At 66.2% G+C, this 16,928-nt stretch carries 11 protein-coding genes; 10 read left to right on the forward strand and 1 reads right to left on the reverse strand.

What is annotated here, in order from left to right:
- From NU688_RS34020 to NU688_RS00025, 5 genes are all read left to right on the forward strand, one after another.
- Positions 1 to 4,387, forward strand: a 4,387-nt coding sequence (locus tag NU688_RS34020) for a YadA-like family protein (RefSeq protein ID WP_257860469.1), incomplete at its 5' end; no start/stop codon positions are given.
- Between the two features lie 100 nt (positions 4,388 to 4,487).
- Positions 4,488 to 5,627 (forward strand): DUF2827 domain-containing protein, encoded by a 1,140-nt coding sequence (locus NU688_RS00010; protein WP_257858499.1) that lies wholly within the window; start codon positions 4,488 to 4,490, stop codon positions 5,625 to 5,627.
- Complete coding sequence (locus NU688_RS00015) at positions 5,624 to 6,742, forward strand: DUF2827 domain-containing protein (RefSeq protein WP_257858500.1); 1,119 nt, start codon at positions 5,624 to 5,626, stop codon at positions 6,740 to 6,742. Before NU688_RS00010 ends, NU688_RS00015 begins: the two co-directional genes overlap by 4 nt.
- Positions 6,743 to 6,750: 8 nt before the next feature.
- Positions 6,751 to 7,374: a hypothetical protein gene (locus NU688_RS00020; protein WP_257858501.1), complete on the forward strand. Its 624-nt coding sequence runs from the start codon at positions 6,751 to 6,753 to the stop codon at positions 7,372 to 7,374.
- Positions 7,375 to 7,510: 136 nt separating this feature from the next.
- The gene (locus NU688_RS00025; RefSeq protein WP_257858503.1) at positions 7,511 to 9,769 is read left to right on the forward strand and encodes an acyl-CoA dehydrogenase; all 2,259 of its coding nucleotides are present in this window, start codon (positions 7,511 to 7,513) and stop codon (positions 9,767 to 9,769) included.
- Here the strand turns inward: NU688_RS00025 and NU688_RS00030 are convergent.
- Positions 9,675 to 10,523: a helix-turn-helix domain-containing protein gene (locus tag NU688_RS00030; RefSeq protein WP_257858504.1), complete on the reverse strand. Its 849-nt coding sequence runs from the start codon at positions 10,521 to 10,523 to the stop codon at positions 9,675 to 9,677. The two genes, NU688_RS00025 and NU688_RS00030, sit on opposite strands and share 95 nt — an antisense overlap.
- Before the next feature lie 142 nt (positions 10,524 to 10,665).
- On the opposite strand from NU688_RS00030, the gene NU688_RS00035 reads away from it, so the two are divergent.
- The 5 genes from NU688_RS00035 (at position 10,666) to NU688_RS00055 (ending at position 16,918) form a co-directional block, all read left to right on the forward strand.
- Positions 10,666 to 11,079: a hypothetical protein gene (locus tag NU688_RS00035; RefSeq protein WP_257858505.1), complete on the forward strand. Its 414-nt coding sequence runs from the start codon at positions 10,666 to 10,668 to the stop codon at positions 11,077 to 11,079.
- A 177-nt stretch (positions 11,080 to 11,256) separates the two neighbouring features.
- On the forward strand, positions 11,257 to 14,124 hold the full coding sequence (locus tag NU688_RS00040; RefSeq protein ID WP_257858506.1) for an aconitate hydratase: 2,868 nt from the start codon (positions 11,257 to 11,259) through the stop codon (positions 14,122 to 14,124).
- 4 nt (positions 14,125 to 14,128) lie between these two features.
- Positions 14,129 to 14,587 (forward strand): metallophosphoesterase family protein, encoded by a 459-nt coding sequence (locus NU688_RS00045; RefSeq protein ID WP_257858507.1) that lies wholly within the window; start codon positions 14,129 to 14,131, stop codon positions 14,585 to 14,587.
- A gap of 134 nt (positions 14,588 to 14,721) precedes the next feature.
- On the forward strand, positions 14,722 to 15,030 hold the full coding sequence (locus tag NU688_RS00050) for a FeoA family protein (RefSeq protein WP_257858508.1): 309 nt from the start codon (positions 14,722 to 14,724) through the stop codon (positions 15,028 to 15,030).
- Complete coding sequence (locus NU688_RS00055; protein WP_257858509.1) at positions 15,023 to 16,918, forward strand: ferrous iron transporter B; 1,896 nt, start codon at positions 15,023 to 15,025, stop codon at positions 16,916 to 16,918. The genes NU688_RS00050 and NU688_RS00055 overlap by 8 nt, the downstream gene beginning before the upstream one ends.
- Positions 16,919 to 16,928: the final 10 nt, after the last annotated feature.

Genomic DNA, 16,928 nt, shown 5'->3' on the forward strand with positions numbered 1-16,928 from the left:
TACCAGCGGCATCAGCAGCCTGTCGACCTCGACCTCTTCTGGTCTGAGTACAGCGACCAGCAGCATCAGCAGCTTGTCGACATCGACCTCCTCTGGCCTGAGCACGGCGACGAGCAGCATCGACAGCCTGTCGACTTCCACGTCGTCGGGGCTGAGCACTGCTACAAGCGGTATCAACAGCCTGTCGACGTCTACGTCGAGTGGCTTGAGCACCGCCACAAGCAGCATTGACAGCCTGTCGACTTCCACATCGTCTGGACTGAGTACTGCCACCAGCGGCATCAGCAGCCTGTCGACATCGACTTCGTCCGGCCTGAGCACTGCAACCAGCAGCATCAGCAGCCTGTCGACATCGACCTCGAGCGGCATCAGCAGTCTGTCGACCTCGACCTCTTCTGGTCTGAGTACAGCGACCAGCAGCATCAGCAGCCTGTCGACCTCGACTTCGAGTGGCTTGAGCACCGCCACAAGCAGCATTGACAGTCTGTCGACTTCCACGTCGTCTGGACTGAGCACTGCCACCAGCGGCATCAGCAGCCTGTCGACCTCCACGTCGTCCGGCCTGAGCACCGCTACCAGCAGCATCAGCAGCTTGTCGACTTCCACGTCGTCGGGGCTGAGCACTGCTACCAGCGGTATCAACAGCCTGTCGACGTCTACGTCGAGTGGCTTGAGCACGGCGACGAGCAGCATTGACAGCCTGTCGACTTCCACGTCGTCGGGGCTGAGCACTGCTACAAGCGGTATCAACAGCCTGTCGACGTCTACGTCGAGTGGCTTGAGCACCGCCACAAGCAGCATTGACAGCCTGTCGACTTCCACATCGTCTGGACTGAGTACTGCCACCAGCGGCATCAGCAGCCTGTCGACATCGACTTCGTCCGGCCTGAGCACTGCAACCAGCAGCATCAGCAGCCTGTCGACTTCGACTTCGAGCGGCATCAGCAGTCTGTCGACCTCGACCTCTTCTGGTCTGAGTACAGCGACGAGCAGCATCAGCAGCCTGTCGACCTCGACTTCGAGTGGCTTGAGCACCGCCACAAGCAGCATTGACAGTCTGTCGACTTCCACGTCGTCTGGACTGAGCACTGCCACCAGCGGCATCAGCAGTCTGTCGACCTCGACGTCGTCCGGCCTGAGCACTGCTACCAGCAGCATCAGCAGCTTGTCGACTTCTACGTCGTCTGGTTTGAGTACTGCGACGAGTGGCATCAGCAGCCTGTCGACTTCGACATCGTCCGGCCTGAGCACTGCAACCAGCAGCATCAGCAGTCTGTCGACCTCGACCTCTTCTGGTCTGAGTACAGCGACTAGCGGCATCAGCAGCTTGTCGACTTCTACGTCTTCGGGTTTGAGCACAGCGACGAGCAGCATCAGCAGCCTGTCGACTTCGACGTCGTCCGGTCTGAGCACGGCGACGAGCAGCATCGACAGCCTGTCGACCTCCACATCGTCTGGCCTGAGCACTGCGACCAGCGGCATTAGCAGCTTGTCGACTTCGACCTCCTCGGGTCTGAGCACCGCCACGAGCAGCATCGACAGCCTGTCGACCTCGACGTCGTCTGGCCTGAGCACTGCGACGAGCGGTATCAGCAGCCTGTCGACTTCGACGTCCTCCGGTCTGAGCACGGCGACGAGCAGCATCGACAGCCTGTCGACTTCCACGTCGTCGGGTCTGAGCACAGCAACCAGCGGCATCTCGAGCCTGTCGACCGGTCTGAGCACGACCAACAGCAATGTCAGCAGCCTGTCGACTTCCACGTCGAGCGGTCTGAGCACTGCGACGAGCAGCATCGACAGCTTGTCGACCTCGACGTCTTCTGGCCTGAGCACAGCAACCAGCGGCATCTCGAGCCTGTCGACCGGTCTGAGCACGACCAACAGCAATGTCAGCAGCCTGTCGACTTCCACGTCGAGCGGTCTGAGCACTGCGACGAGCAGTATCGACAGCCTGTCGACTTCCACGTCGTCGGGTCTGAGCACTGCAACCAGCGGCATCAGCAGCCTGTCTACCGGTCTGAGCACGACCAACAGCAATGTCAGCAGCCTGTCGACGTCCACGTCGAGCGGTCTGAGTACTGCTACGAGCAGCATCGACAGCCTGTCGACCTCGACGTCTTCTGGCCTGAGCACTGCAACCAGTGGCATCTCGAGCCTGTCTACCGGCCTGAGCACGACCAACAGCAACGTCAGCAGCCTGTCGACGTCCACGTCGAGCGGTCTGAGCACGGCGATCAGCGGCATCGACAGCCTCTCGACCTCCACGTCGAGTGGCCTGAGCACTGCGACCAGCAGCATCAGCAGCCTGTCGACGTCTACGTCGAGTGGCTTGAGCACCGCCACGAGCAGCATCGGCAGCCTGTCGACTTCCACGTCGTCCGGTCTGAGCACTGCTACCAGCAGCATCAGCAGCCTGTCGACATCGACTTCGAGCGGCCTGAGCACGGCGACGAGCAGCATCGATAGCCTGTCGACTTCGACGTCGTCTGGCCTGAGCACTGCGACCAGTGGCATTTCGAGTCTGTCGACCGGCCTGAGCACGACCAACAGCAACGTCAACAGCCTGTCGACCTCCACGTCGAGCGGCCTGAGCACTGCCACCAGCGGCATCACGAGCCTGTCCACCGGCCTGAGCACGACCGACAGCACCGTGAGCAGCCTCTCGACGTCCACCTCGAGCGGTCTGAGCACTGCGGCCAGCGGTATTGGCAGCCTGTCCTCGGGGCTGAGCACGGCGTTCAGCGGCATCGGCAGCCTGTCCACCGGCCTGAGCACTGCGACCAGCGGCATCGCCAGCCTCTCCACGGGCCTGAGCACCGCCACCAGCGGCATCTCGAGCCTGTCGAGCGGTCTGAGCACGACGAACAGCAGCGTCAACAGTCTGTCGAGCTCGACTTCGTCGGGCCTGAGCACGGCGACCAGCAGCATCAACAGCCTGTCGACCTCGACTTCGTCCGGCCTGAGCACTGTCACCAGCAGTGTCGACAGCCTCTCGACCTCCACGTCGAGCGGCCTGAGCACTGCCACCAGCAGCATCGGCAGCCTGTCGACCGGTCTGAGCACCGTGACCAGCAGCGTCTCGAGCCTGTCGACCGGCCTGAGCACGACGAACAGCAACGTCAACAGCCTGTCGACGTCCACGTCGAGCGGCCTGAGCACCGCGACCAGCGGTATCACCAGCCTGTCGACGGGCCTGAGCACGACCAACAGCAGCCTCAACAGCCTGTCCACCAGCGTGAGCGGCTCGAACAGCGGTCTGGCCAGCCTGTCGACCTCGACCTCCACGGGCCTGGCCACCGCGACCAGCAGCATCAGCAGCCTGAGCACGACGGTCAACACGATCAACGACAAGGGCACCAAGTACTTCCATGCCAACTCGACGGCGGGCGACTCGGTGGCCAGCGGCCAGGAAGCCGTGGCGATCGGGCCGCAGTCGGTGGCCAGCGGCGCCAACTCCTTCGCCGCCGGCAACGGTGCGAAGGCGACGGCAGACGGTGCTGTGGCGATCGGCTTCGGGGCGCAGGCCACGGGGGCCAACGCCATCGCGATCGGTTCGGGCGCGCTTGCGACCGGCTCACAGGCGATCGGTGTCGATTCCCGCGCGGGTGGTGGTGGCGTGGCGTTGGGCGACAAGGCCGACGCCGGCGGCACGGTGCTGAGCCAGGCGCAGAACGTCTCCCAGGGCACGGCCATCGGCTTCGGCTCGTTGGTCACGCAGAGCGGTGGCGTGGCACTGGGCGCGGGGTCCAAAGCGACGACCGCCGCGGGCGTGGTCGGCTACATCCCCGGTAGCGCGAATGCGCAGCAGGAAGCAGCCATCAAGGCCACGACCAGCACGCAGGCCGCTGTGTCCGTGGGCGACGCAGCCAACGGCCAGTTCCGCCAGATCACCGGTGTGGCGGCCGGCTCGGCCGACAGCGATGCGACCAACGTCGCGCAGCTGAAGGCCGCATCGACCGCAGCCAAGGCCAGCAGCGTGCAGTACGCGACCAACCCGGACGGGTCGGTCAACTACAACCAGATCACGCTGGGTGGCGGCCAGGCGCCGGGCGGCACGCGCATCTCGAACGTGGCGCCAGGTATCTTGCCGGGCGATGCGGTCAACGTGCAGCAGCTGAACCAGGTGCAGGGCCAGGTCGGCGAGGTGGCACGCATCGCCTACTCGGGTTCGGCGATGGCCTTCGCGATGTCGGGCACCTACCTGCCGACGCTCTACCCGGGTGAAAAGACCGTGGGCGTGGGCTTCGGTAGCTACAAGGGCTACAGCGCCGTGGCGCTGACCTTCAAGGCCTTGTCGGACGACGGCAAGATGTCCTGGGGTGCGGGTCTGTCCACCACCGGCAAGGAGTGGGGCGTGAACGCCGGCATCGGTTGGAAGTGGAAATAATCGGCATTTGCTACTTCTGACCCGGTCGCCGGATCGGGTAATCTGCTGGCTCCTGCGTCTCTGGCGCGGGGGCCAGTTTTCTTTCAAGGCACATATTCACATGCGCATCGGCATTTCTGTCATCACCCGGGCGGGGCAAAACATCTGGGAGAACGGCCTTGGCCAGAACGTGGTGTTCCTGGCGCGCCTCTTTCAAAAACTACCCTTTGTGAGCTCGGTGGTGCTGATCGACGTTGGTGACCAGCAGGCCATGCCAGCGCAGGTCGATCTGAATGTCCTTGGTCTTGCGTTGATGCGCGCGCACGAGGCCACTGACGAGGTGGACGTCATCATCGAGATGGCTGGTGCTCTCGATCCACAATGGCTCGCGCTGCAGCGGGCCCGCGGCAAGAAGGTTGTCTACTATTGCGCGGGACAGCCCTATACGGCGCTGATCGAGCCGGCGGTGTTCGACAAGCCTGGTCACTTCTCTCGGCCTGACCGCTGCGACGAGATCTGGCTGCTGCCCGAATACGAGACGTTCGCGAGCATGCAGCGCGTGCTGCACCGCTGCCCGGTACGGATAGTGCCGTACCTCTGGCATCCACAGTTCCTTGAGCAGCGCATCGCCGAGGTGGCCCAGATGGGCTACCGCTTCGGCTGGCAGGCCGGTGTGCCGCGAAGCGGAGTCAGAGTGGCGATCTTCGAGCCGAATGTCTCGGTCGCAAAGACCTCGAGCATCTCGATGCAGGCCTGCGACGAGGCCTATCGCGCCGATCCGGGCAGCGTGGCAATGATGAACGTGCTCAACACGTTGCACATGAAGGACCACCCCACCATGCTGTACTTCGCGAACCAGCTCAACCTGGTACAGCAGCACAAGGCGTTGTTCCTTGGGCGGCACGACATCGTGGGCTTCATGGTCCAGCATGCCGATGCGGTGGTGTCGCACCAGTGGACCAACGACCAGAACTACAGCTATCTCGACGCGCTCTACGGCGACTATCCGCTGGTGCACAACTCGCCCTGGCTGCAGGGCTTTGGCGCTGGCTACTACTACCCCGGCTTCGATGCCGCGGAGGGGGGGCGCCAGTTGCGCATCGCGGCCAGCGAGCATGACGCGCGGCTGGACGGCTACCGCGAGCGTTCGCGAAAGGTGTTCGAAGCCGTCGACCCCTTCAATGCATCCAACCTCGAACGGTATGCCCGGCTGCTGCTCGACCTGCAGGCCCACACCACCTTGGGGAGCATCGCAGCATGAAGGCGTTGAAAGTGGGCGTTTCCATTTTCGTGCGCAAGGGCACGCAATCGCTCTGGGAGAACGGCATCTACCAGAACTGCCTGTTCCTCATCATGCTGCTGCAGCGCTCGCCGCTGGTAGGGCAGACCTACCTGGTGACAGGTGGTGGCGATGGCGGCCCTGAAGATGCCACGAATTTTCTGGCCGATTCGCCCGCGCCCCTGATCGATATGGCCCAGGCGGCGCAGGAACTCGATGTGATGATCGAGATGAGCGCCCAGTTGGGCCGCGAATGGATGGTGGCGTTTCGCGAACGCGGCGGGAAGATCGTCTCGATGCGCGTGGGCAACGACTATGTGATCGATATCGAGCGCATGGTATTTGACAAGCCGCACGGTCTGCTGCTGACCGGCGCGCCCTACAGTGAGATATGGACACTGCCTGAATATGAGACCACCTGCGTGCCGTATTTCGCGACCGGCTTCCGCGCGCCGGTGCGCATGGTGCCGCACCTGTGGAGTCCGATGGTGCTCGATCGCGCCGTCACCGGTCTGCCCGAAGGCCAGCGCTTCGACTATGAGCCGGGCCGCAGGCGCTGGCGCGTTGCGATGTTCGAGCCCAACATCTGCATGGTGAAGACAAGCCACATACCGCTGCTGTGCTGCGAGGCCGCGCACCGCGCCGACCCTGATCTGCTGGAGCACGTCTACGCCTACAACACTTTCCACATGAAGGAGCATTCGGTGTTCAGCGGCTTTGCCCACAGCCTCGATATCGTGCGTCACGGGCTGAGCAGTTTCGAGGGCAGGTTCCCGATCTGGCAGGTGATGGCGCTCAATGTCGACGCGGTAGTCAGCCACCACTGGGAGAACGGCCAGAACTACCTCTACTACGAAGCGCTCTACGGTGGCTACCCCCTGATCCATAACTCGCACCTTATCGGCGACTGTGGCTACCGTTACCACGACTTCGATTGCGAAGAAGGCGGCCGTGCCCTGCAACGGGCTTTTGCGGAGCACGATGCCAACTTGCCGGCCTATCGTGAGCGTGCACGCCAGCTCATCGCGACGCTTGATCCGGAAAGCGAGGAGAACGTGCGCATCTACACCGCCGCCATAGAGAACCTCTACGCGTGAAACTCCAGATGAAAAGGACAACGACGCTGCGGATCCGAGAGTTGTTGCTTGCCCTGGCCGCCTGGGCCATCGCCGGCACCGCACTCGCGCAAGGCGTGCTGGTGCCCCAGGCGCCGGCCGCCCCGCCGCAGGACACGCTCACGCGCGCCGCCACCAGTGTGGGCATCAAGCGCTGCCTGCCCGCCATCACGCGGCTCGCGACGCTCACCGTGCAGGGCAGCCGCGGCCACGACGTGCTGCTCGACTGGGACCGCAAGCGTCCCGACGACGGCCCGATGTTCTCGCTGGTTGGCATTCAGTACCCGAACGCCGGCGTGGCGGCCTCGATCACCGCGATTCCCGGCGACGGCGGCAGCTGCACCGTGTCGGCCGAGCGCATCTCGGTCGCGCCCTTCACCTGCCAGAGCGTCGCCGAGCAGGAACTCAAGGACTACCAGATGACGCGCCTGCTGCCCATCTATGCGGTCTACACCGATGCCAAGGAGCCGACCTCGTCGGTCTCGTTGATCGATTCGCCGCCGGGCTGCCTCGTGATCCGCCGCTACGTCGAATACGGCTGGCGGGACCCTTCGACGCCCGCTGCGGCGCCGGCTCCTGCGGCTCCGGCCGGACAGGCACCCAAGCGACGCTAGCCGGCTGGGACTACCTCGCGGGCGGCAGGTGCGCCCGCATCCGACACGCAGGGACGCCCTTGACCGGCCCCGCGCAGGGGCAGTCGAGTTCAGCATGGAACTTGATCCGCGCACCCGTCGCGGCGAAGGAGACCCCATGCCTCTGGCTTCATTGATCGGCCGATGGGCCATGCAGCCCTTCTCGAAGGCGCTGCCGCCGCTGGGCGACACCGAGCGTGCGGCGCTCGAGGCCGGCACCGTCGGTTTCGAAGGCCAGCTCTTCGCGGGGCGCCCGGATTTCGATGCGCTCACCGCCATGGGCCCCAATCAGTTGACGGCGCGCGAGCAGGCCTTCCTGCACAACGAGGTGCGCGCGCTGTGCCACATGCTCGATGACCATGCCATCGACCAGGCGCACGACCTGCCGCCCGAGGTGTGGCGGTTCCTCCGCGAGAAACGCTTCTTCGGAATGATCATTCCTGAAGAGTTCGGCGGTCTCGGCTTCGGCCACTACGCCCACGCCACGGTGGTGGCGCGCATCGCCACCGTCAATGTGGCCACGGCCGTGACGGTGATGGTGCCCAACTCGCTCGGCCCGGCCGAACTGCTGCTGCGCTACGGCACCGACGCGCAGAAAGAGCACTACCTGCCGCGCCTGGCCGATGGCCGCGAGCTGCCGTGCTTCGGGCTGACGTCGCCCTATGCCGGCTCCGATGCCGCATCGATCCCCGATCGCGGCGTGATCGTCGAGCGCGAGTTCAACGGCAAGCCGACGCGCGGCTTTCTGGTCGATTTCGACAAGCGCTACATCACGCTCGCGCCCGTCGCCACCGTGGTGGGCCTGGCCTTCCACGCCATCGACGAGAGCCGGCCCGAAGGCCAGCGCGAGCTGGGCATCACCTGCGCGCTGATTCCGGTGCCGCACGAGGGCATGGAGATCGGCCGCCGCCATCGCCCGATGGACAGCGCTTTCATGAACGGTCCGATCCACGGGCGCCAGGTCTTCATGCCGATGGAGTGGATCATCGGCGGCGAAAAACAGGTCGGCCAGGGCTGGCGCATGTTGATGGAATGCCTGGCCGCGGGGCGCGCGATTTCGTTGCCGGCGCTCGGATCGTCGATGCAGCAGACGGCGCTGTACGTGAGCAACGGCTACGGGCAGATCCGCGAGCAGTTCGGTCTGCCGGTCGGCAAGTTCCATGCGATTGCCGGGCTGGTCGCGCAGATGTCGGCCGAGCTCTATGCGAGCGATGCGGCGCGCCGCTTCACGGCCGCCGCGCTCGACAAGGGCGAGCGGCCCAGCGTGGCGAGCGCGATCCTCAAGGTGCAACTGACCGAGGCGGGGCGCCGCGCGGTCAACCATGGCATGGACATCCTCGGCGGCAAGGGCATCATCTCGGGCCCGTCGAACCTGCTCGGCGTGGCCTACCGGCAGGCGCCGATCGCGATCACGGTGGAAGGCGCGAACATCCTCACGCGTGCGCTCATCGTGTTCGGGCAGGGGGCGGTGCGCTGCCATCCGCATGTGCTCGACGAAATGGCCGCCGTGCAGGCGAACGACGAAACCGCGCTCGGCAAGGCGCTCGTCGCGCACGGCAAGCATGTGGCGGTCAACCTCTGGCACAGCCTCTTCGGGGCGCCGGTGATCGGCACGCCGCCCGAAGCGCTGGCGCGCGAGGCGCGGCTCATCGCGCGCATGAGCGCCAAATACGCGCTCACCGCCGACCTTGCGATGGGCATGCTCGGTGGCAAGCTCAAGCGCATGGAGTTGCTGTCGGCGCGGCTGGGCGACGTGCTCGCGCATCTGTACCTGGCGAGTGCCTGCGTCTGGCGCTATCGCGTCGATGCGGCGCCGGAGCTGCTGCCTTTTGCGCGGGCCGCGATCCGGCTGCAGCTCGACGAGGCCGGCAAGATCCTGCGCGACCTGTATGCGAATCTGCCGACTGCGGGCCGGCGCGTGATCGGCGCGCTGGTGCTGCGCCGCACCGCGCACCTGGCGCCGCTGCGTGATGTGCAGCTCATCGAACTCGCGGACCTGCTGCGCACAAACCCGCGCATCGTCGAGCGACTGGCCCCCGATCTCAGCGAACCGGCGGCCGGTGGCTTGCGCGACCTGATGCATGCGATGGAGTTGGGTGCGCAGCTCGGCGACACGACGGCGGCGCTCAACAAGGTGCTGCGCCGCACGAATTCGCTGGAAGAAGCCGCCCGCTCGGCGCCCGACCCCGAACTTGCGCTGGCCTACCTGCGGGCCGCCGACAAGGTCATCCAGGTGGACGACTTCGAAGGCCCGTCGGCGCGGAAAGCCGAGGGCGAAAACCTCACCCAGCCGCCTGCTTTGCCATCTCCGTCAGTGCCGCCGCCGTCTGCGCATCGGCCGGAAAGAACGACTCCACCGCCAGTTCCTGCAACGTGACATCGACCGGCGTGCCGAAGATCGTCGTCGTGCTGATGAAGCTCAGCACCCCGTTCGGCGTGACGAGCTGAAAGGGCACGACCACGCCCGAGAGATCGGTCTCGGTCTTCGGTGCGTCATGGCTCACGTTGGGGGCGGGAAAGGCCTCCAGTTCGTCGTGCAGTTCCTGCAGCACCGCATCGCCCGTCGCGGCGATCTGCTGCTGCAGCCGCTCGAGCAGATGGGCGCGCCACTGCGCGAAGTTCGCGATGCGCGAGGCGAGGCCGCCGGGGTGCATGCTCAGGCGCAGCACGTTGACCGGCGGCGCCACCAACTCGGGCGCCGCGCCGGCCATGAGCATCGGCACCAGCGCGTTGTAGGCGACGAGGTTCCAGTGGCGGTCGACGGCGAGCGCGGGAAAAGGCTCGTGGCCCTTGAGCACCAGGTCCACCGCACGCCGCGCCGAAGCCAGCGCCGGATCGTCGAGCGAACGCTGGCGGTACATCGGCGCGAAGCCCGCAGCCACCAGCAGCGCGTTGCGTTCGCGCAGCGGCACTTCCAGCCGCTCGGCCAGGCGCAGCACCATCTCGCGGCTGGGCGCGGCGCGGCCGGTTTCCACGTAGCTGAGGTGCCGGGTCGAGACCTCGGCCTCCTGCGCCAGGTCGAGCTGGCTGAGGCGCCGGTGGGTGCGCCAATGCCGGAGATGCGCGCCGAACGGATCGCGCGCGCCGGGCTGGCTGGCCTTGGACGAATGGGTGCTGCGGGTGGTGTTCATGGCCCGCATTCTGGCGCGGTGCCGGCGCGGCGCCATGACCTCCCAGGTCATCGACGCGATGCATGCCCCGCGGAATCATTGGCTCCAACGCGGCAGGACTGGCTTGCGGCGTACCACCCCAGTGACCCCCAAGGAGATTCACATGTCCGTCTTCACTTCCCCCCGCTTCCTGCCCAACGTGATGTGGGCCGACGCCGCCTCCTGCGCCGCGACCGGCGCGCTGCAGGTGGCATTCACCGATGCGCTGGCAGAGCTCACCGGGCTGCCCGCGGCGCTGCTGATGGGCACCGGCGTGTTCCTGCTGGCGTATGCGGCGCTCGCCGCCTTCATGGCCAGCCGCAGCACCCCGTCGCGCACGCTGGTCGGCCTCGTGATCTTCGGCAACTTCGGCTGGGCCGTGGCCTGCATCGCATTGCTGGTGAGCGGGGTGTTCGCGGTCACTGCGCTGGGCATGGCCTGGGTGATTGCGCAGGCCGTGTGCGTGGTCGTGCTGGCCGAGCTGCAATGGACCGGCCTTCGCCGCACGCGCGCCAGCGCGAATATGGCAATGGCGTGAAAGACCTTGCGGCCTGTTCAGGTAACGCCGAGGAACCGGCTTTGCCGGGCCTCAGGTGTTGCCCCCGGTAGAGGGGGTTGGCGCAGCGACACGAAGTGCGCGAAGACTGGGGGCGAGCCACGGTCATTGTTCCCCGCTATCCTTGAGGAGCTTCCACGAAACAACAGGAGTTCCTCTATGGCCAAAGCACCGGCTCACGCCTTTGCGTCCACCCTCAAGACCTTCAAGACCGCATCGGGCAAGTCCGGCAAGTACTGGTCCCTGAAGGAGCTGGCCAAGCAATACCCCACCATCGAGCGGCTGCCCGTGTCGATCCGCATCGTGCTCGAATCGGTGCTGCGCAATTGCGATGGCCAGAAGGTCTCGCCCAAGCATGTCGAAGAGCTGGCCCACTGGGCACCCAATGCAGAGCGCACCGACGAGATCCCGTTCGTCGTCACCCGCGTGGTGCTGCAGGACTTCACCGGCGTCCCGCTGCTGGCCGACCTGGCCGCCATGCGCAGCGTGGCCGCCAAGCTGAACAAGTCGCCCAAGACCATCGAGCCGCTGGTGCCTGTCGACCTCGTGGTCGACCACTCGGTGATGGTCGACTACTACGGCACCCCCAAGGCGCTCGACCTCAACATGAAGCTGGAGTTCCAGCGCAACAACGAGCGCTACCAGTTCATGAAGTGGGGCATGCAGGCCTTCGACACCTTCCGCGTCGTGCCGCCGGGCTTCGGCATCGTCCACCAGGTCAACCTCGAATACTTTGCGCGCGGCGTCTACAAGAGCCCGCACGACAAGGCGGACACGCCCACCTACTACCCCGACTCGCTGGTCGGCACCGACAGTCACACGACCATGATCAACGGCATCGGCGTGGTCGGCTGGGGCGTGGGCGGCATCGAGGCCGAGGCGGCCATGCTGGGCCAGCCGGTCTACATGTTGACGCCCGACGTGGTGGGCTTCGAGCTCACCGGCAAGCTGCGCGAAGGCGTCACCGCCACTGACCTGGTGCTGTACGTCACCGCCATCCTGCGCACGGAAAAAGTGGTCGGCAAGTTCGTCGAGTTCTTCGGTCCCGGCGCCGCATCGATCGCCGTGCCCGACCGCGCGACCATCGGCAACATGGCGCCCGAATACGGCGCGACGATGGGCTTCTTCCCGGTCGACGAGATGACCGTGGCGTACTTCGAAGGCACCGGCCGCACCAAGGAAGAGGTCGAGCGCTTCGAGGCCTACTACAAGGCGCAGGGCCTGTTCGGCATGCCCGCACCGGGCGACATCGACTACACCAAGATCGTCAGGCTCGACCTGGGCACCGTGTCGCCGAGCCTGGCGGGCCCCAAGCGCCCGCAGGACCGCATCGACCTGGGCCACCTGTCCACCAAGTTCTCCGAGCTCTACAGCAAGCCCAACGACGCCAACGGCTTCAACCAGCCGGCCGAGAAGCTCAAGCAGCGCTATCCGCTGATCACCGCCGGCCAGGGCACTGACGACGAGGCCGCCGCACCGCCCGCCGGCTCGCCGCGCGAACTGGTCGAGATGGTCGCCAACCGCTCGACCAAGGCCGCGGCGCACACCAGCGCCACGGCGCCGCCCGCGCCCAAGGGCCAGGTCACCATCGGCAACGGCGACGTGCTGATCGCGGCCATCACCTCGTGTACCAACACCTCCAACCCGAGCGTGATGCTCGCGGCGGGCCTGCTGGCCAAGAAGGCGGTGGAGGCGGGCCTGACAGTCAAGCCGCACATCAAGACCTCGCTGGCCCCGGGTTCCCGCATCGTCACCGAATACCTGGAGAAGGCGGGCCTCCTGCCGTACCTGGAGAAGCTGGGCTTCTACCTCGCGGGCTACGGCTGCACGACCTGCATCGGCAACGCCGGCGACCTCACACCCGAGATCAACGAAGCCATCACCAAGAACGACCTCATCGGCGCGGCCGTGCTGTCGGGCAACCGCAATTTCGAGGCGCGCATCCACCCGAACCTGAAGGCCAACTTCCTGGCCTCGCCGCCGCTGGTGGTGGCCTTTGCCATCGCGGGCAACGTGATGACCGACCTCATGACCGAGCCCGTGGGCAAGGGCAAGCACGGCAAGGACGTGTACCTGGGCGACATCTGGCCCACGCCGAAGGAGATCGACGAGAACCTGCGCTTTGCGATGAACGCCAAGTCGTTCCGCGCGAACTACGAGAAGGTGAAGACCGACCCGGGCAAGTTCTGGAGCAGCATCAAGGGCACCGACGGCCAGGTCTATGACTGGCCCAAATCGACCTACATCGCCGAGCCGCCGTTCTTCGAGGGCTTCAAGATGAAGCCGCATGCGACGGACGCGGGCTTCAAGAGCGCGCGGATCATGGCGCTCTTCGGCGACTCGATCACCACCGACCACATCTCGCCGGCCGGCTCGATCAAGGAAAGCTCGCCCGCGGGCATCTGGCTCAAGGCGCACGGCGTGCCCAAGGCCGACTTCAACAGCTATGGCTCGCGTCGCGGCAACCACGACGTGATGATGCGCGGCACCTTCGCCAACGTGCGCATCAAGAACCTGATGATTCCGCCGGACGCCAACGGCACGCAGGAAGAGGGCGGCGTCACGCTGTTCCAGCCGGGCAACCAGAAGATGTTCATCTACGACGCCGCCATGAAGTACATGGAAGAAGGCACCCCCACGGTGGTGTTCGGCGGCGAGGAATACGGCACTGGCTCCTCGCGCGACTGGGCCGCCAAGGGCACGCAGCTCCTGGGCATCAAGGCCGTGGTGGCGCGCAGCTTCGAGCGCATCCACCGCGCCAACCTGGTCGGCATGGGCGTGCTGCCGCTGCAGTTCCGCGGCGCCGATTCATGGCAGACGCTGGGCCTCACGGGCGACGAGAAGATCGACGTGGTGATCGGCGGCGAACTCAAGCCCCAGATGGACGTGAAGCTGGTCGTGCACCGCCCCGACGGCACCCACCAGGAAGTGACGGTGCGCCTGCGCATCGACACGCCGATCGAGGTCGATTACTACAAGCACGGCGGCATCCTGCCGTTCGTGCTGCGGCAGCTGCTGGCCGCCTGAACGCTTGATCCGCGTCGGGCTCATCTCCGATACCCACGGCCTGCTGCGTCCGCAGGCCGTGGCTGCCCTGCAGGGCAGCGATTTCATCGTGCATGGCGGGGACATCGGCGATGCCGGCATCCTCGAAGCGCTCGTGGCCATCGCGCCGCTCACGGTGGTGCGGGGCAACAACGACCGGGAGCCGTGGGCCGGTGGCATCGCCGAGACGGAATTCCTGAAGGTCGGCGGTGTTCTCGTCTATGCAATCCACGACCTCTCGCAGATCGATATCGACCCCGCGGGAGCGGGCGTTCGCGTGGTGGTGTCCGGGCATTCGCACAAGCCGAAAGTCGAGGAGCGGGGCGGCGTGCTCTACGTCAACCCGGGCAGCGCCGGACCGCGGCGATTCAAATTGCCAATCGCTGTCGGCGAGCTCATCGTCGAAGGCAATTCGGTGACGGCGCGCATCGTCGAGTTGGCCTGAAGGGCGCGTGCGGCGGCCAGAAATGGCGCGGCCCCCGAGGTCAAAGGGCTTTAGTCAGGTTTGTGCGATTGAGAATTGCTAGCATCTAGGCTTTGCTTACAGGTGCGTCCGGATATCCAGGGCGCCGCCCCACCGTGCGAACCAACGACTTCGGCACCGCGCCGGCCAACACCACGGCCGTCGCCCTGCGCCTCGACCAGCTTCCGAACAACCAGTGGGCCACCGTGCTCGACGTGGCGCGCCCCGAGGGTGCGGACGACCGCGAGCTCGTGCTGCGCCTGACCGAAATCGGCTTCGTGCCGGGCGAGGCGGTGCGCATCGTCGCGAGCGGCATCCCGGGCCGGGAGCCGCTGGCGGTGCGCCTGGGCCACACCACCTTCGCGCTGCGCCGCCACGAGGCCGCGCTCATCCACGTCACGCCGGGAGCCGCCAACCATGGCTGAAGCCGTCATCCAGGGACCCGGCGGCTTCGCCCCCACCGCCCAGCCGGGGCGCATCGCGCTGCTCGGCAACCCCAACTGCGGCAAGACCGCGCTCTTCAACCTCTTGACCGGCAGCCGCCAGAAGGTCGCCAACTACGCCGGCGTGACCGTCGAGCGCAAGGAAGGCACGCTGCGCACGCCATCGGGCCGTCGCGTTTTCGTGCTCGACCTGCCGGGCGCCTACAGCCTGAATGCGCTCAGCGCCGACGAGGCCGTCACCCGCGACATCGTCACCGGCAAGAGCAACGAAGCCCTGCCCGACCTCCTGGTGTGCGTGACAGACGCCACCAATCTGCGCCTGAACCTGCGCCTCGTGCTCGAGGCGAAGAAGCTCGGCTTGCCGATGGTCGTCGCGCTCAACATGACCGACATGGCCAAGAAGCAGGGCATCGCGGTCGACACCGCCGTGCTCTCGCGCGAGCTCGGCGTGCCGGTGATCGAAACCGTCGGCGTTCACACCGGCGGCGCGAAGAACCTGCTCGAGGCGCTCGACGCCCCCGTGGCCGCCGCCACGCCGCAGCCCTGGCAGGCGCCGGGCCTGGACGACGTGCTCGCCACGCAGCGCGAGGTGCGCCGCATTCTCGGCCTCGCGGTGAAGGAGCCGGTCGGCAGCCTCGCCACCAGCGACCGCATCGACCGCGTGGTGATGCATCCGGTGTGGGGCATGGTGGTGCTGGCCGTCACGATGTTCCTGATGTTCCAGGCCGTGTTCAGCTGGGCCAATGTGCCGATGGACGCCATCAAGGCCGGCACCGAGGCGCTGGGCGGCCTGCTCAAGACGGCCATCCCCGAAGGCATGCTGCAGAGCCTGCTGGTCGACGGCGTGATCGCCGGCGTGGGCGGCGTGATCGTGTTCCTGCCGCAGATCCTGATCCTGTTCCTCTTCATCCTCGCGCTCGAAGACTCGGGCTACCTGCCGCGCGCGGCCTTCCTGCTCGACCGCGTGATGGGTACCGTGGGCCTGTCGGGCCGCTCGTTCATTCCGCTGCTCTCGAGCTTTGCCTGCGCCATTCCGGGCGTGATGGCGACCCGCACCATCAGCAACTGGCGCGACCGCATCACGACGATCATGATCGCGCCGCTCATGACCTGTTCGGCGCGGTTGCCGGTGTATGCGCTGCTGATTGCGGCCTTCATTCCGGCGCGCACCGTGGGTGGCGTCTTCAACCTGCAGGGCGTGGTGCTGTTCGCGCTGTATGTGTTCGGCATCGTCTCGGCGATGGCCGTGGCCTGGGTGATGAAGCGCTTTCGCGACAACACGCAGCATTCGCCGCTCCTGATGGAGCTGCCCGCCTACCGCTGGCCGAACCTGCGCAACCTCGCGCTCGGCCTCTACGAGCGGGCGTGGATCTTCATCCAGCGCGTGGGCACGATCATCCTCACGCTAACGATCCTGTTGTGGTTCCTCTCGACCTTCCCGTCGCCGCCTGAAGGCGCGACCGGCCCGGCCATCCAGTACAGCCTGGCCGGCATGATCGGCCGCGGGCTCGAAGTCATCTTCGCGCCCATCGGCTTCAACTGGCAGATCTCGATCGCGCTGGTGCCGGGCATGGCGGCGCGCGAAGTGGCGGTGGGCGCGCTGGGCACGGTGTACGCGCTCTCGGCCACCGGCGACGACGTGGCCGGTGCGCTCGAGCCGCTGATCGCCGGCAGCTGGTCGCTGGCGACGGCGCTGTCGCTCTTGGTCTGGTACGTGTTCGCGCCGCAATGCATCTCGACGCTGGCCGCCGTGAAGCGCGAGACGGCCTCGTGGAAGTACGTGTGGATCATGGCGGGCTACCTGTTTGCGCTCGCCTACGCAGCGTGCTTCATCACCTACCACGTTGCGGTGGCACTCGGAGCGGGTTAAAACCGCCCTA

Source organism: Variovorax sp. ZS18.2.2 (assembly GCF_024701975.1).
GTDB lineage: Bacteria > Pseudomonadota > Gammaproteobacteria > Burkholderiales > Burkholderiaceae_C > Variovorax.

What these genes read in the sequence shown, in the direction of transcription:
- NU688_RS00010 (WP_257858499.1), top strand. Translation starts at nt 4,488, where the DNA reads ATGCGCATCGGCATTTCTGTCATCACCCGGGCGGGGCAAAACATCTGG.
- NU688_RS00015 (WP_257858500.1), top strand. Translation starts at nt 5,624, where the DNA reads ATGAAGGCGTTGAAAGTGGGCGTTTCCATTTTCGTGCGCAAGGGCACG.
- NU688_RS00020 (WP_257858501.1), top strand. Translation starts at nt 6,751, where the DNA reads ATGAAAAGGACAACGACGCTGCGGATCCGAGAGTTGTTGCTTGCCCTG.
- NU688_RS00025 (WP_257858503.1), top strand. Translation starts at nt 7,511, where the DNA reads ATGCCTCTGGCTTCATTGATCGGCCGATGGGCCATGCAGCCCTTCTCG.
- NU688_RS00030 (WP_257858504.1), bottom strand. Translation starts at nt 10,523, where the DNA reads ATGAACACCACCCGCAGCACCCATTCGTCCAAGGCCAGCCAGCCCGGC.
- NU688_RS00035 (WP_257858505.1), top strand. Translation starts at nt 10,666, where the DNA reads ATGTCCGTCTTCACTTCCCCCCGCTTCCTGCCCAACGTGATGTGGGCC.
- NU688_RS00040 (WP_257858506.1), top strand. Translation starts at nt 11,257, where the DNA reads ATGGCCAAAGCACCGGCTCACGCCTTTGCGTCCACCCTCAAGACCTTC.
- NU688_RS00055 (WP_257858509.1), top strand. Translation starts at nt 15,023, where the DNA reads ATGGCTGAAGCCGTCATCCAGGGACCCGGCGGCTTCGCCCCCACCGCC.